Origin of the sequence: Nostoc sp. PCC 9305, assembly GCF_963920915.1 — a bacterium.
Taxonomy (GTDB): Bacteria; Cyanobacteriota; Cyanobacteriia; order Cyanobacteriales; family Nostocaceae; genus Nostoc.
Genome location: NZ_CAWUDN010000104.1, coordinates 1 through 16,028 on the forward strand (window position 1 = coordinate 1; position 16,028 = coordinate 16,028).

Below are 16,028 nucleotides of genomic sequence, written 5' to 3' on the forward strand. Positions count from 1 at the left end.
TACAACAATGTTAAGAAAGATGCGGGTAATGGATAGCCGCTTGCGGGGAGGGGTTCTTTCTTATTTTTGATTTATGCAAGAGGTCTAATATTCGCGATCGTCTTTCTCACCGAATCAGTCATTTTGATGATGCAGCCTTTGATTTTTTGGCTCTTCAGTATTTTAACTGTTGTCTTAGCTGTTAATACTCAGGACTTACGCAAAATCATGAAAAAACGAACCACAGAGGGCGCAGAGGACACGGAGAAATAAGAGTTTCAGAAAGCTCTTGCGTAAGTCCTAATACTTAATTAACATGTTGCACAATATTTTTTATTATCTTAGTCATTGTGAAACCTCTTCTACAGACTTACTTAGAACAAGAAATCTGGATACTAGTAAGAGATAAGTGGTATTTCGCCACAATTATCGGAGTTTGGGATGATTTGTTGTGGTTTAAACATAGAACTTACAACAAAGATACAGAAGAAGATACTTTCTGGGAAATGGTTGTTAAAATCAGTGAAGTAATTGCTATTGATAAAGTTAAGTCTGTTATTAGTAGAAAACCAGATATGCTGATTTCACGGCTACTAGAAACTGAGCAAGATCCAAGCGATCGTCATCAAGATAATTAATATTCATTAGCTCAATTTCGGAGATAAATTCATTCTTTGCACCTGTATCAAGATGCAAAGAATGAGCAGTAAAGTTGTCGGCTATGACGCAATACAGTTCAGAATGAGCAACAAAACCCTGATGTAGAGATGCGATAAATCGCGTCTTAAAATACCAATTATCTACACCAATAACCTATAACCCAAGCGTATTGGGCTATGGCAGGTATTGGGTATTGGGAACTGCCCAATACCTACTATCTCAAAGATTACTTTCAATCAACTGGCGGTATTCGCTCTTTTGCTTCACGCCTTTGACTTCCTTCACCAGTTCTTTATTTTTGAACAACTGAACTGTTGGCGTTCCTGTCACACCAGCATTTTCAGCAATATCTCGGTCTTTGTCGATGTCAATTTCTACAAAGTGAATTTTGCTGTCAAATTCATCCACCACTTTATTTAAAATTGGCTTCAGGGTATGACAAGGGCCGCAACCAGGAGAGACGTACTTAACAAGGAGTAAGCGATCGCTTTCATGGAACAATTTTCTTAAAGCATAACCTCCCTCATGGCGCGTCCCATCCAAATTAAATCCAGCTTCTTCCTCAGCTTCAGTCTTTTTGGCTGGCTGATGTTCTAATTCATTATCTTTTGTTTCTGGTTGTTGATGGAATTCTTGAATCAAGCCAGTAGATGACAACCAGCGTTCTGCCAACATTGCCGCCATACAGCCAGTACCCGCAGCCGTAATTGCTTGCCGAAACTCATGATCTTGTACGTCGCCAGCAGCAAATACGCCTTCTACACTGGTTTCTACAGAACCAGGCTTAGTGACAACGTAACCTACTTCATCCAGTTCTAATTGTCCTTTAAATAGAGAGGTATTGGGAGTATGACCAACGGCGTAAAATAAACCCTTAGCGTGCAGTTGGCTCTCTTCACCAGTTTTGGTATTGCGGACTTTCACCCCTTCCATGTGACCGTTACCGAAGATATCCACGGCTTCTGTGTTCCAATGCACTTGGATTTTCGGGTTGTTCAAAACGCGGTCTTGCATGGCTTTAGAAGCCCGCATTTTATCGGTGCGTACCAACATATTTACCTTAGAACCGTATTTGGTGAGGTAAATTGACTCTTCCGCCGCCGAGTCGCCAGCACCAATTACAGCCAATTCTGCGCCGTGGAAAATTGGTGTTGCACCATCGCAAATTGCACAAGCGGAGATACCCCGACTCCAGAATTCATGTTCGCTGGGTAAACCCAAACGCTTTGCTGTTGCACCCGTAGCAATGACGATACTGTTGGTTTTAATTTCCCTTTCTTGCGATCGCACTGTAAAGGGACGCTGACTCAAGTCAACTGAGATAACATCTTCAGTATATAGTTCAGCCCCCCAGCGCTCCGCCTGCGCCTTCATCTGATCCATCAGTTCCGGCCCGGTAATTCCTTTAGGAAATCCAGGGAAGTTCTCAACTTCCGTCGTTGTCATTAGTTGTCCACCAGGTAATCCCCCGGCTTGGAAACCTTCAAATACAACGGGTTTCAGGTTAGCGCGTCCAGCATAAATGGCGGCTGTGTAACCTGCTGGCCCAGAACCGATAATTACTAAGTTTTCTACAGTTGGGTTAGTCATGCAAATATATGAACTCATAACGACTACGCTTAATATAGCATAATAAACTGTGATTGGCTATGCCAGATGGTAAGCGATGTCTGTGACGGGCTACGCCTACGCAAAACGCCTATGGAACTAGGCGCTCAACACTTACCAAACATCCTTTTAACTGCTATGACTCTTCTTGGAGGTATTTTCTGATAGTTTCACTATCTAGTTCTAGCAATTCTGCGATTTCTTGAATGCTCATACCTTTTTGAATAAGTTTTGGGACTAATTTCAATTTTGTTTCTAGTTCTGTTTTCGGCTTAGTCTTTGCCAATATACTCTCGTACAATCGAGTATTTTTGAATGCATCTAAATCAAGCATAGCTTCAATTTCCTCTAAAGCAAGATTGGGAAACTTATAAAATACAATGGCTTGGATAAATGCTATCACTTTTTTTTGAAGGTTTTCATCCAGGAAGTCTTCTCGTGCCTGAGTGATTAGCTGTTGGGCTAAGGAAGGAGCTTTTGTAGGTACTTCTACAAATAGTTTGGCAATTCCTATGCCCAAGGAATCTTCAGTACTAGTCGAAAGTTCATTCAGATAAATGCAACGTAGATGTTGTTGTACTAAAGCCTGATAGCGTTGGTGAGGTGGGGTTTCATGGATACGTTTGTCGTAGATAACAATTGCGTACCAGTCTGAGTTTGCTGGTTTATATTGACGGAAGTAAAGAAAAATTTCCCCAAAAAGTCGTTCGTAAAATTCTTCATCTTTGTATGTTTGTAATTCTACAAAGTATAAAGGTTCATTTTCAAATCCCTTGATAGTAGCAAACAAGCCGTCTAGACGAAATGATTGTTGTTTGATTTCAGGTGCAATAAATGTGTAGATATTGGGATTAGTCTCAGGTTTATCAATAAGTTCAAAAAATATTTGTGGTAGTTCCTTGATAAGTTCATAAAAAATTACATCTGTTTTCATTGATGCTACTAATGGCAAACTATAGAGCCGTTTTCCTTTGAATACAATACATTGTATCTTTCAGGGGTTGAGGTACGTATGATAGAGATTAAAGCGTTATTTGGCGTATTATGTCCCTCAGCATCACCGATTTAGAGCAGCTACAAACTGAGCATCCGGAATGGCAGATGGAGCTGGTAGAGGGAAAAATCATAGTTTCTCCCTTGTCAGATTATGAGTCAGAAGAAATTGGCGCTCGGTTGAGTACCTTTTTAAATATATGGGTCATGCTGCGCAAACTAGGGCGTATAACTGGTTCTAGCGCAGGATTTATCCTACCGAATATAGAAGAAGATGACTCGGAAAAAAGAAACTTGCGTGCCCCTGACGTGTCTTTTGTTCGGGCCGATCGGCTGAAGAAGACCAAGCGCGACTTTGTAGAGTTGGTTCCAGACTTGATCGTTGAGATTAAATCTAAAAGTGACAGAATCAAACCGCTTGAAGAGAAGATTCAGCTATTCTTGCAACTTGGGTCTACAGTCGGTATATTGATTGACCCTGACAACTTGACAGTAACGGTTTATCGAATAAATCAAGCTCCAGTAGTGATGCAGAATGGCGACATCCTCACACTACCAGACTTGCTGCCAGGTTGGGAACTGGCAATATCAGAACTGTGGCCACCTGAGTTTGAATAAGGCGCTTCCACAATCGAAGTTGAGAATCTCAACCTTGGTCAACAGCAGGGATTTAGTGATGTTTGTGTCATTTCGGATGCCAGGATTCTGGATTATGTAATTGTACCTCCCCAAACTTTTTTTCTGGAGGTGATAGGAAAGCGATCGCAGCTGGGTAAGTTACATCTAGAACACCCAAGCACTTCCTACCCCAGGAAAACACTTATGAAAACCGAATTAAAAGCTAAGTTTCTCCAACACATCCTCAACAAAAAGAATGAAAATGAGGGTTTTACACTTATTGAATTACTAGTAGTAATTATCATCATCGGTATTTTGTCTGCGATCGCTCTACCTTCTTTCTTGAACCAAGCTAACAAAGCCAAACAGTCAGAAGCTAAAACCTACGTAGGTTCGATGAACCGCGCTCAACAAGCTTATTACCTAGAAAATAGTACATTTTCAACTTCAATTGGTAGTTTAGGTCTTGGTATTGCAACACAAACCATAAATTACACATATACGGCTATTAATGGTGACGCTAGTACAGTAAACAACCGAGCAACAGTAATAAATGCCAGTGCGCCTCTCAAAGCCTATGTTGGTGCTGTAGAGGTGACAACCCAACAAGCTACCAGTGAAGCTACTACCGTAGCTGTTTTGTGTGAATCTAAAGATGCTATGGTTAATACTGGTGTAAACGCAAGTTCCGTTACAGTTACCGCCACCCCTGGAGCACCTACTTGTCCCAGCAGCTACGTCTCTTTGGCTAAGTAACCAAGGACAGACAGTATATAAATTGTCTTTCAACTAGATATTTTCCAAAGTGGGTAGATGCTTCTATCCACTTTATTTTCATTATGTGAATTGTTCACAAGTATATTCTTCATAAAAATTTTTCAGAGAATTACAATGATTACTGATATATGTAATTGGCAAAATCAAGCTGAACAATACTTCATTCAAGCAAAATATTCGCAAGCAGCAGAGTTATACGAACAAGCAATAGCAATAGAACCAAATACTATCTCTTATTATTGGCATTTAGGGTTACTACTGCTATTACAAGGGCAAGAAGCAGAAGCTCAAATGACTTGGATACTGCCAATAACGGAAGCAGATGAAGATCAGTTACCAATTTGGATAAATGAACTATTTCAATTTTTACAAATAGAAGCTGAAAGACGCGAAATATTGGCAGAATATTCTCTAGCTTGGTTAATTCGCCAGCATATACGGGAAATTAATCCTAGCGATCTAAATAATTTGCTTCAAATACTTATACTTTCTATAAAATTGAAAAAATTTGAAGAAATTGATAATTTGAATGATTGGGGATTAATTGAAAGCTTAAACGCAAAAGACAATATAGAAATCAATACCAAATTATTAATCCAATTTTTAAAAGAATTTTTAAATACTGTTCCATTACATCCAATTAATCTAAATTTAATAGAAGCTAGTCTTCCTTATTTCTCTGATACTCATCAAAGTTTCTCTCTACTGCTTCCTGCTGCTATCCAAATTGGTCATACTTTGCGGCAGCCTTTACTAGCAGCATCTCTGCTAGAATTGCATTTACGATTGGAGCCAAATAATGTAGAAATTTTGCGGCACTTAGCGACTTTTTATCAAGATGCTCGTAATTATTCTCAAGGAATAGAGACAGCTAGATTATGTTACTCCTTATCAGAAAAACTGGCTGATAAAATTTTTGCACTCCATTTGCTGTTAAGGGGTCTAATGACAGCTGGGGGGTATTGGCAAGAGATATGTACAACTTGTCAAGAATTAGAAACTGTGTTTCAACAGTTTATTAAAGCTGAACGAATTCCTTTAGAAGAAGGAAGAATCTTACGCTTGCTTACGCCATCTTTTGCGATACCTCATATTAAAGATGCTCCTGCGGATTTTCGAGCTATTCATAATAATGTAGCTGAAATTTTTAACTTTTATATTCAAGCTTTTGCTAAATCAGAAGGAAAAAATTATTGTCATAAAATTATCAATAATAGAGATTCATATTCCCCTACTAAAAAGCTAAAAATTGGTTATGTATCTTACGCTTTAAGGAATCATTCTGTTGGTTGGTTAGCTCGCTGGCTATTTCAACATCACAACCGAGATAAATTTGATATTCATACTTATTTTGTTAACTATCAATTAGTAAATGACTATCTCCAAGAGTGGTATCTAGGTCAGGCAGAAAAACCTCGTCAATTAGGTATGAATGGTCTAGAAATTGCTGACCAGATATATCAAGATGAAATTGATATTTTAATTGACCTTGATAGTATCACTCTAGATATTACCAGTGAAGTTATGGCACTCAAGCCAGCACCAATTCAAGTTACTTGGCTGGGATGGGATGCATCAGGCATTCCTGCAATTGATTACTTTATCGCAGATCCTTATGTACTACCAAATGATGCCCAAAATTACTATACAGAAAAAATCTGGCGATTACCTCAAACTTACATAGCAGTAGATGGTTTTGAAGTTGGTGTACCAACTCTCCGCCGCGATGACTTGGATATTCCTATGGATGCCGTTGTCTATCTCAGCGCCCAAAGAGGATATAAGCGCCATCCAGAAACGACAAAGTGGCAAATGCAAATTATTAAACAAGTACCTAACAGCTACTTTTTGATAAAAGGGCCTGCTGAGGAGGAAACAATTAAACGCTTCTTTTACCAAATTGCTGAAGAAGAAGGTGTAGATTGTTCTCGGTTACGATTTTTACCACAAGTTTATTTAGAGTCAGTTCATCGTGCTAATTTAGGCATTGCTGATATTGTATTAGATACATTTCCCTACAACGGAGCGACAACAACCTTAGAAACATTGTGGATGGGTATCCCTTTAGTGACGCGAGTCGGCGAACAATTTGCAGCGCGTAACAGCTACACCATGATGGTGAATGCGGGTATTACAGAAGGTATTGCCTGGACTGATGAAGAGTATATAGAATGGGGTGTGCGCTTAGGGAAAGATGAGGCTTTACGTCAACAAGTCGTTCTGAAGCTAAAAGCATCGCGGCAAACAGCCCCGTTGTGGAATGGCAAACAGTTTACCCGTGAGATGGAAAAGGCTTACGAGCAGATGTGGCAAAGGTATATTGAGGGGAAATAAGTCAACTTAACGTTAAATCGGCGGTTAGAAACCGCGTCTACACAGGCAAAACTCACCTCCGTGGGTTAATAATCCTTGATTTTGTATTAGTCCACGGAGGTGGACTTTGTTTGTGTAGCCGCGAATTCTATTCGCCCTGGCTCTATGTTGACACGTATGAGCAATGCTGTGCCCCTACCGCGTGGTCTATTTACCTGAAAATTGCTGTAAGAGGTAATATAAAAACAAGAAATACTATTGTAGATATTTATGTCTGCTAAAGATATCTTTCATGAAGTTGTCAAAAAAGCTTTGCAGAAGGATGGTTGGCAGATTACTCATGACCCGCTCTCAATTAGCGTGGGTGGTGTGAATGTCTCTATTGATTTAGCTGCTGAAAAACTCATTGCGGCAGAACGAGAAGGAGAAAAAATTGCTGTTGAAGTTAAAAGTTTTTTGGAGAAATCATCTGCAATCTCAGAATTTCATACAGCATTGGGACAGTTTATTAACTATAGAGGTGCATTAAGGCGACGACAGCCAGAGCGTGTTTTGTATTTAGCAGTACCTTTGACAACTTATAAAACATTTTTTCAACTTGATTTTCCCCAAGCCATGATTGAAGAGAATCAAGTCAAAATGATTATTTATGATGTAGAGCAAGAGGTTATTTTCAAATGGATAAACTAGCCCACTATCGCCAGATTGTACAGCAGATATTACAGGAGTATAGTGAGCAAAAACCCTCTAATGGTAATATAGACGTTGAGAATATTTTTGATACAGAACGTGACCATTACCAGGTAGTCCATGTAGGCTGGGAGGGGCAAGATTGGGTACATAGTTGCATCATTCATATTGATATTAAGGGCGAAAAAATTTGGCTTCAGTGGAATGGCACAGAAGATGATATTGCAGCAAATTTAGTTACTATGGGAGTTCCCAAAGAGGACATTGTGTTAGGGTTTCAGTCTCCTTTCATGAGGAAGTTTACAGAATATGCAGTGGGTTAGAGAGGTGTCATCTCTAATTTAGATGCGCTCAAGCTATCTACATCGCAGGATGGAAGATTTTCTGCTTTCGCTTGTGCGATCGCAGATTGATTGTCTGTTGCTAAAGTAATTCGAGTATGAATTCTAGGCAAAAGAGTTTTCCATTGTGTATCAGTCATCTTACTAAGCAGAGAAATTTCTGGCCCCTCAGTTATATCTACATCTTCTTCCATGAGCAGATTCATAGTCAAAGACGATAAAAGCATATCGGCTTCTTCTTCAGAAATGTTTTGAGTATCTATCAGGAGAGTTAAGCTACTTTTATCTGGGTGACTAGTGAGAGTAGAAATGACACTTGCTAAATCTTGATACAGTAGGTCTTCTGGCTGTAACCAATCTGGAAAAATAATTAGGTTAATATCTCCTAAGCGGAAATTTTGACTCAGAGTATCTGCAAGATATTTACTAAATAGTTCTTGGAAGAGACTGCCTATTTTAGCTGAGTAAGAGCGACTATCTAGAAAACTAGGATTAGCTTGCATTTTTTCCTTGATTTCGGCGCTCTTTTGTTGACGTAATTTAGGGTTATTGCCAAGTGCGATCGCTAACTGTATATAAGACTCTTCACTATCTGCAACTAAATCAGGTATATCTAATGCTTGCACCATTGCAGCCCCCATTGCAGAGCGAAAGCTAGTTCCAAGTCTAGCAATTACTGGTAAATTAACCTGTAGTGGTTCTATCAAAGAAGTTGTTCCAGCAAATGGAAAAGAATCTAGATAAATATCGGCAATTTTGAAGTATTCTTTAACTTCTTGGCGGTTTGGCACTGGCTGCGGATCTAAGACTATCACTTGGTCTGCTAGTATTCCATGCTTTGAAAATACTTTATTTAAGTAATTTACAAAAGCTTTCTTAGGATAACTATTTGACCAATTTGGCCCAAATGGCAGAAGTACTAAAACGGAGTTTGGAACTCCAGAAATTATTTTTGCCCAAGTATTAATTAGTTCCGGGATGATTTTAAAGAAGTTAGCACCAGAGATAAAAATAACTGTTTCTTTGGATATACCTAAACTTTCTCGATCGACTTTGACAGTTATACTTTCTTCTTCATTACCATAACTAAAGCAATGAGCAGACCCTTCAAGTTTCATCAAATTTTCTTGATATTGCTGTTCTGCCGTTGGCGATGGATCGGTTAGCGTACCAGAAATGTAATAATCTATATGCCGCATTCCTGTTGTCACCACAGAACCGCCACTTGTGATTTGTATTCTGGCTAACCGATGCATTGATAAAAAGCATATTTGATTGGTTACCGCCGTCACATTGGTAGCAATAAACAATATATCGAGATCATCAGCACGAATAATATTTACCTGTTCTGCTAAATTTTGTGGTAGTAGTTTAAAGAAGTTTGCACAGCTTTGACAATATTGCTCTAATTGATGACCAGTTTGATTAAGAGAGTACAAAACTACTTCAAAATCTCTACTGACATACTCATAAACAGGAAGATAAGCAAATGTTTCCGAACCAGGTAAAAAATGTGTTGCTAGGACACCCAAGCGAATTTTTTTTCTAGTTATAGGTCTATCAGCAAATTCGTAATCTACCTCATAACCTTTAAGCTTCAGTAAAAACTCTATAATTTCTCCACGTTTAACATAGATATCTTTAAGATTATGCTCATTAAAATATAGAGGAATGAAATTAGCAATGGATACAAAAGTATTAATTATTTCATGCCACAATTGAGAATCAGAATCTTTGAGTATCGATGTGTGTAAGTAATCAACCCATCCCTCTATATAGTAATAATAATTATCGGCATCACCCAATTCTTGAAAGTTAACTGGAGTAGAAAATAGGAATTGTAAATAGTCTTTAAGTAACCAACGGGGTATGCGAGAGAGGTCATGCTGTAATGGTAACTGATCAGCACGGCGATACAGCATAGCTGCTAGTAAATTCTGAATTGCCTTTGGCTGCTCAAAACCTTGAGATATACTCTTAACGATATCATTAGCAAAAATCTGTTCTTCACCAGCCAGACTTTCATATTTGATGCTGCTATTCAGTAACATATTATGTGTTTTACCTAGCAGACCCACATACATATTTTTTATCTGCTCATCTGAGACATTTAGCCATTCTTCTGCTATTTGTTTTCGCAAATGATGGAACTCTGTATTTTGTTCACTTAAAGCTGCATATTGATAAAGAGCTTGTTGTCTGGTTACTTGAGGATATCTTGTATCAGTGTAAATTGTCTGAAACAGTTTTTGGTAATCTAATAAAATAGCATCTTTTAAAGCAGTATTTCGACGAGTTTGTTGTTGTGGATGTATCCTAAAGTGGGATAAAACTTTGTCAACAAAACCGATTTTGTATTGGCTCATAATTCTGAGCCACATTTCTAAATCTACAAGTTGGCAAAACTCAGAGTTAAATAACCCTACTTTATCAAAAACATCTTTTCTAATAAGTACTGTGCTTGGCTCTCCAATTTTATTAATTGGATTGTCAAGTATATTGGAATCTTGCAAAAGTTGCTGTCCTGATTGAATTGGCTTTAATTTTGACCAAGCTTTGTGTACATCTTTAGCTTCGTGATGCATTAAAAAGTTTGAATCATAGACGGTATCGCCAATATTACTGAAAAGTGTTCTAGGTGAAAAAACTAAACCTATCTCTTCATCTTGTTCAGCCAAATTGACCATTTCTTCAATAGCGGTTGGCTCCAGTAAATCATCCTGAAATAAAAATTTTATATACTTGCCTTTAGCTTGAGAAATACAAAAATTCCAATTTTGAGATAGTCCATATTGGCTATGTTTGAGAATTGAAAAATCAAAGGATAATTTTTTATTAAATGATTTAGCAATCTCAACTGTCCTATCAGTAGAATTATCATCAGATAATATAATTTCTATATTTGGGTAGGTTTGGCATACAACACTATTAATAGCTTCTGCAACAAAATTTTCACCATTATAAGTAGGAATACAAATACTAACTAACGGCTGGCTTTTTAATAAATTAGTTTTCTTGTAAGCAGTTCGTTGATGTGATTTATTTAATTGATTCTTATCTGGTAATTGAGCTTCACATATAAGCAATGAATCTGCTCTAGTTTCACGATTCTTTAGTTCAGGTATATCACTCAATCCCCATGCAACATCCTTGATATTGGTATAACCTGTTTCAAAAAGTCTACGATTTAACTCTTCTCTATCGTAAAGCCACTGATGACCCCACCAACGAAAAGAAATATTTAGCATTTCAGCACGAGTTTTAATAAACTTGAATTCTGGCCAATTCAACCATTCTTGATTTTGCCACTCTTCAGAATTGTATTTCTGTACAACATACTCTAAAGAAGGCATAGCTATACGTAATATTCCCCCTGGCTGTAAAACACGGTAACACTCGCAAAGAAAAAATCTAGCTTCTTCAACTGTCAAATGCTCTAAAAAATGCTCATTATATATCAATGCACAGGAATCATCATCAAAAGGAAGTTTTTGTGCAGCATTACAAACTAAATCAACAGCCTTTTTATCTTTATCTATATCTATATTTATCCAATTATCAAATTTAATATGTCCGCACCCAATATTCAATTTATAAGGTTTATCAAAAGTAGATAAAATTAAATTTTTAGCACTAAAGTCTTCCCAGCTAAGAGCCGGAATTCTTTCTAATCCAGATGAATAAATTGCTTGTTTGTCTTCTTCACTGAAAACTATTTTTCCTGTAAGAAGAGGTATGAGATTCCGCCATTTAATTTGACTTAGATTCCCGGTAAAAGAGATTTGTACTTCCTCACTTAGTTCTATTTCTTCCTCCATATAAAGATTCATAACTATAGTAGATATATACAAGCTGGCATTTTCTTCACTGATATTATTAGTACATATCAGTAAAGTTATTTCATGCTTATTAATATGACTATTTAATCCTTTAATAAGATTAGCTAAGTTTTTACATAATAATTCATCTGACTGATTCCAATCTGGAAAAATAATTAAGTTGGTATTTCTTAACTGTAAATATTCTTTTAAATCAACAGATAAAGAATCAATTGATTCTTTATCCTTTAAGACACTAGCTAGTTGTTGAGAATAGAATTTTAGTGATGTATTTATAATTGCTTGATGTTGAGAATTAAAATCATATTTTATAGTCTCAAGCATTCTAATAGTTTCTTTTATTTGGTATTCTCGGCCTTTACCAGACCATACTCCTTTTGCGTGAATCCTATATGCTGACATAACTTCATCAATATATCCGATTTTTCCATGCTGTGCATTTAAAATATGGAAAGTCCAATCTCCCATACTTTGTTCATAAAACCAATCGGGAAACTTTTGTACTAAACCAGTACGATACATGACTGAAGGAGTGGAAATAAAATTGTTTATTAACAAATTTTCTATAGTAGATGTTTTTGGCTGATTGTGTAAAAAAATTGCAGGTGAGTAACTATTATCTTGCCAAAATACTAATACATTGTGAAAACATATAGAAAAGTCTAGATTTTTATCTAAAAAATCTACTTGTTTTTGTAATTTTTCACTAGAAGTCCAGTAATCATCGCCTTCTAAAATTGCGATATACTGACCTTGGCAAGCTTCCAACGTATTGATAAAGTTTTTGTGCATACCAAGATTTTTATCAGGCAATAACAACCGAATTTTTTCGGGATAATTCTTTTGATAATCAATAATAATTTGGCGTGTATTATCTGTAGAACAATCTTCCCCTATAACAACTTCATATTCAAAATTAGTTTGCTGCATCAAAATACTTTCGATTGCCTGAGCAATATAATTTTCATGATTATAGGTGATCATTAAAATACTTACTTTCATGCTTTTACCTCTAAGATAATAAATTTTAGATGTGTGAATAAAATTTTATTTTGGAAAGTTCGCAACTATTTGCGGCGACTAACTTGATAATTTGACAAATTTTGCTGATATCTTCTGGTTTTAATGCCGTGCCTGTTGGTAGGCAGAGTACTCGTTTGACAAATTTTTCAGTTTCAGGTAGCAATAGCTTATTATGAGGAAAATAAGAACGATAAGGTTCCATATTATGGCAACCTGGATAAAAGTACCTTCGAGCAATAACATTTTCAGCCTGTAATATTTCAACTAAATAATCTCGGCTTATACCAAAATTATTGTCATCAATTTCTAAAATAATATACTGATAATTACATTTTTGTGTTTTGTCATAAGTAATAATTTTTAGTCCAGGAATACTCTGCAATTCTTGTTCATATTGTTGATAATTACGATAATTGATAGCAACAAACTCTTCTAAACTTTCAAGTCCTGTCAAACCCATTGCCGCTGATGTTTCATGCATTTTACCGTTTGTACCAATATAGATAACGTTATCGAGGCCGGCAAAACCAAAGTTAGTCATCAGGCGAATTTTTGCGGCTAATTCATCATTATTAGTCACAATTGCTCCGCCCTCAAATGTGTTCAAAAATTTAGTAGCATGAAAACTAAAAACTTCGGCATCTCCAAAGCTACCAATCATACGTCCTTGATGTGAACAACCGAAAGCATGAGCTGCATCAAACATTAATTTCAAGTTGTGGGTACTGGCAATTTTACTTAAAGCCTCCACGTTACAGGGACGACCCCACAAATGAACGCCAATAATGCCTGTAGTACGTGGGGTTATTAATTGCTCTATTTGCTTTGGATCAATGTTGTGTGTTTTAGGATCAATATCACAAAATACGGGGGTAATTTCTTGCCATTGTAGAGCGTGTGCAGTTGCAATAAAGGTAAAAGAAGGGACAATAACCTCACCTTTTAAACCCCCGGCGCGGATCGCTATTTCTAATGCTACTGTAGCGTTACAGCTAGCAATACAATGCTTTACTCCGACGAATTCAGCAATGCGTTGCTCGAATTCTTGTACATAAGGGCCATTGTTCGTTAGCCATCTTCTATCTAAAATGTCATTGATGCGATTAAGTAGATGTTCGCGGTTTCCAATATTAGGACGACCAACGTGTAATTTGTCAGTGAATGCGGGTGTCCCACTAAAAATAGCTAAATATTTTAAATTTTGTTTTAAATCGTTCATATATAGCACTCATATTTGATTTCTGAAAAACCGAATTCGCTAGAAGCTCACCATACAAAGGTTTGTTACTCAGTATACTGATTAAAATTCAAGTACGATTCCTATATTTATGATTTTATTTACTTAGTTTTTGTGCTACTACTGTGTAGTGTACTGGCATTAATTGCCGCTCTAATGTTTCAATATTATTCAACTCTAATATAGAAAAATCTTTTAATAAAACCCGTAATCCGTGTTCTGTAAAACGCCAACAATCTGGTAGTGGCCCATGTATCCTTAAGTTAAAGGGAACGCTCAAAAATATTATTCCTCCTGGTTTAAGAATTCGCAAAATTTCTGCTACTGCATTAAAAGGCTGGAGAGTATGTTCTAAAACTTCAGTACAAACTATATAATCAAAACTGTCATTTTTTAAACAATTATTGTAAGTACATATATCACCAATATATGTACAACCAGAAGCAGGATTTATATCAAATGTTTCAATTTTTATTGATGGTAAAAAAAAGGGTTTAGCTCCTTCATAAATTTGAGGAGCAATATCTAATAAAATGCCTGGTTTTTTAGCATAATACTTAGCAACATATATCATAAAATCAATTATGCTTTGACGGATAATTTTCAGATGATCGATATCCATTTGACTAACTATAATATCTGACATTATTGGCTAACCTTTATAATCTAAAAGCATTTCAATCATACTAGAATCAAAAGTAGGAATACTTAGCTTAGTATTAACAGATTTACGCTCAGTGAAGCTATCGTCAATAAAAATGGCATTTTTTTCAAGAATATAATTTGCTTTATATGCTAATTTATCAATTTGAATAATGCTATCAAAAATGCATTTGATACGATATTTTTCGAGAAAATTATTAACATTACCTGTATGTTTTGTTAATAAAAAAATTTTTTTATCATTATTAATACATTGATATAAAAACTGTATAAGAGTTAGATTAAGCTTTCCATTTATAACTAAAGTATCATCTAAATCAACATATACTGTTTTATATTCTATATTGTGTTTATATCGATTTATTAATGCTCTATCTAGCTCCACATCAAATTGATTAATGATAACTTCGATGGGAATATTTTCCTGTTCATATATGCTAAGTAACGAAAAATTTATTCCCTGTACTCTATGAAAAGCCATAGCTCCTGCTATTCGAGGAGCAATTTCTAAAAGTTTGTAATTACCATCTTGATCTTTCTTTAATTGAAAAAACCAAGCTCCATAAAAAGTTAGTTTTTTTGAAATTAACTCAGCATAATTTAAGAAAATTTCGTTATCATTATTATTAACAGAGCAACTATTCATCGAAATTCCGTTTTTTGTTCTAATTCTTTGCCTACCTTTACAAAATATTAATCCTGTATGACGATGAGAGAAACAATCAATTGTATATTCATCACCAGGAAGATATTCAGTAATAATATATTCTTGATTTTTAGATAAAAGTAGAGAGAGGTGTTGTTTGTTGTGAACAATATGTGTATCTTGAGAACCCTGACCTTTATCAGGTTTAATAAATACAGGGAAGTAGTCTATTTCGTCTAAACTACGATATATTTTTGGAACTGGAATATTTTTACAAAACATTGAATATGTTTTAGATTTATATCTAGTAATTAAACAGGTTTTCAAAGGAGAACTAATAATTTTAGCTCGTATTTTTTCTGCATTTATAGCTAAATAAATTATTATTTCATCGTAAGCTGGAAATATATAATCTATATTATTTTCAGTAATTATTTTATTTAAACTGTCTATCCATGCAGGATCGTAAATACTTGGAATATTAAAGTGACTAGTAAAAACGTATGATGCATGATTTGACACATCAAGACCCACAGAATATAGTTGAATATCTTTACAACTACATAAGGATTTGTGAATCTCTAAACCTATTTCTGTTCCTCCTGGAAATACTAAAATTTTATATAATTTCATTAGTTTTA

Annotated in this window: 12 protein-coding genes; 6 read left to right on the forward strand and 6 right to left on the reverse strand. The window is 35.9% G+C overall.

What is annotated here, in order from left to right; translation table 11 throughout:
- Nucleotides 1–329 precede the first annotated feature (329 nt).
- Entirely contained in the window at nt 330–617 is a 288-nt protein-coding gene (locus ACM0OX_RS28525) for a hypothetical protein (protein ID WP_414518359.1), read from the forward strand.
- A gap of 241 nt (nt 618–858) precedes the next feature.
- Here ACM0OX_RS28525 and trxB read toward each other — a convergent pair whose 3' ends face one another.
- Both trxB and ACM0OX_RS28535 read right to left on the reverse strand, forming a co-directional pair.
- The gene (gene trxB, locus ACM0OX_RS28530; protein WP_414518383.1) at nt 859–2,229 is read right to left on the reverse strand and encodes a thioredoxin-disulfide reductase; all 1,371 of its coding nucleotides are present in this window, start codon (nt 2,227–2,229) and stop codon (nt 859–861) included.
- 154 nt (nt 2,230–2,383) lie between these two features.
- Entirely contained in the window at nt 2,384–3,181 is a 798-nt protein-coding gene (locus ACM0OX_RS28535; protein WP_414518361.1) for an Rpn family recombination-promoting nuclease/putative transposase, read from the reverse strand.
- Between the two features lie 110 nt (nt 3,182–3,291).
- Here ACM0OX_RS28535 and ACM0OX_RS28540 point away from each other — a divergent pair, with 110 nt between their 5' ends.
- From ACM0OX_RS28540 to ACM0OX_RS28560, 5 genes are all read left to right on the forward strand, one after another.
- Complete coding sequence (locus ACM0OX_RS28540; RefSeq protein WP_414518362.1) at nt 3,292–3,858, forward strand: Uma2 family endonuclease; 567 nt, start codon at nt 3,292–3,294, stop codon at nt 3,856–3,858.
- A 204-nt stretch (nt 3,859–4,062) separates the two neighbouring features.
- Nucleotides 4,063–4,614 carry a type IV pilin-like G/H family protein gene (locus ACM0OX_RS28545; RefSeq protein WP_414518363.1) on the forward strand — a complete coding sequence of 184 codons (552 nt, stop codon included), beginning with the start codon at nt 4,063–4,065 and terminating at the stop codon, nt 4,612–4,614.
- Between the two features lie 135 nt (nt 4,615–4,749).
- A complete protein-coding gene (locus ACM0OX_RS28550) occupies nt 4,750–6,969 on the forward strand; it encodes a tetratricopeptide repeat protein (protein ID WP_414518364.1) in 2,220 nt (739 codons plus the stop codon).
- Between the two features lie 249 nt (nt 6,970–7,218).
- Nucleotides 7,219–7,638, forward strand: coding sequence for a XisH family protein (locus ACM0OX_RS28555; RefSeq protein ID WP_414518365.1), 420 nt, complete (start codon nt 7,219–7,221; stop codon nt 7,636–7,638).
- A complete protein-coding gene (locus tag ACM0OX_RS28560; RefSeq protein WP_414518367.1) occupies nt 7,626–7,961 on the forward strand; it encodes a XisI protein in 336 nt (111 codons plus the stop codon). Before ACM0OX_RS28555 ends, ACM0OX_RS28560 begins: the two co-directional genes overlap by 13 nt.
- On the opposite strand, the gene ACM0OX_RS28565 is transcribed toward ACM0OX_RS28560, so the two are convergent.
- The 4 genes from ACM0OX_RS28565 to ACM0OX_RS28580 form a co-directional block, all read right to left on the reverse strand.
- Entirely contained in the window at nt 7,958–12,820 is a 4,863-nt protein-coding gene (locus ACM0OX_RS28565; RefSeq protein ID WP_414518369.1) for a glycosyltransferase, read from the reverse strand. The two genes, ACM0OX_RS28560 and ACM0OX_RS28565, sit on opposite strands and share 4 nt — an antisense overlap.
- A 25-nt stretch (nt 12,821–12,845) precedes the next feature.
- A complete protein-coding gene (locus ACM0OX_RS28570) occupies nt 12,846–14,060 on the reverse strand; it encodes an aminotransferase class I/II-fold pyridoxal phosphate-dependent enzyme (RefSeq protein ID WP_414518370.1) in 1,215 nt (404 codons plus the stop codon).
- Nucleotides 14,061–14,175: 115 nt separating this feature from the next.
- The gene (locus ACM0OX_RS28575; protein ID WP_414518371.1) at nt 14,176–14,724 is read right to left on the reverse strand and encodes a class I SAM-dependent methyltransferase; all 549 of its coding nucleotides are present in this window, start codon (nt 14,722–14,724) and stop codon (nt 14,176–14,178) included.
- Between the two features lie 6 nt (nt 14,725–14,730).
- A complete protein-coding gene (locus ACM0OX_RS28580) occupies nt 14,731–16,020 on the reverse strand; it encodes an ATP-grasp domain-containing protein (protein ID WP_414518372.1) in 1,290 nt (429 codons plus the stop codon).
- Nucleotides 16,021–16,028: the final 8 nt, after the last annotated feature.

Coding starts and splice junctions, on each gene's coding strand:
- trxB (WP_414518383.1), bottom strand. CDS start 2,229: ATGACTAACCCAACTGTAGAAAACTTAGTAATTATCGGTTCTGGGCCA.
- ACM0OX_RS28535 (WP_414518361.1), bottom strand. CDS start 3,181: ATGAAAACAGATGTAATTTTTTATGAACTTATCAAGGAACTACCACAA.
- ACM0OX_RS28540 (WP_414518362.1), top strand. CDS start 3,292: ATGTCCCTCAGCATCACCGATTTAGAGCAGCTACAAACTGAGCATCCG.
- ACM0OX_RS28545 (WP_414518363.1), top strand. CDS start 4,063: ATGAAAACCGAATTAAAAGCTAAGTTTCTCCAACACATCCTCAACAAA.
- ACM0OX_RS28550 (WP_414518364.1), top strand. CDS start 4,750: ATGATTACTGATATATGTAATTGGCAAAATCAAGCTGAACAATACTTC.
- ACM0OX_RS28555 (WP_414518365.1), top strand. CDS start 7,219: ATGTCTGCTAAAGATATCTTTCATGAAGTTGTCAAAAAAGCTTTGCAG.
- ACM0OX_RS28560 (WP_414518367.1), top strand. CDS start 7,626: ATGGATAAACTAGCCCACTATCGCCAGATTGTACAGCAGATATTACAG.
- ACM0OX_RS28565 (WP_414518369.1), bottom strand. CDS start 12,820: ATGAAAGTAAGTATTTTAATGATCACCTATAATCATGAAAATTATATT.
- ACM0OX_RS28570 (WP_414518370.1), bottom strand. CDS start 14,060: ATGAACGATTTAAAACAAAATTTAAAATATTTAGCTATTTTTAGTGGG.
- ACM0OX_RS28575 (WP_414518371.1), bottom strand. CDS start 14,724: ATGTCAGATATTATAGTTAGTCAAATGGATATCGATCATCTGAAAATT.
- ACM0OX_RS28580 (WP_414518372.1), bottom strand. CDS start 16,020: ATGAAATTATATAAAATTTTAGTATTTCCAGGAGGAACAGAAATAGGT.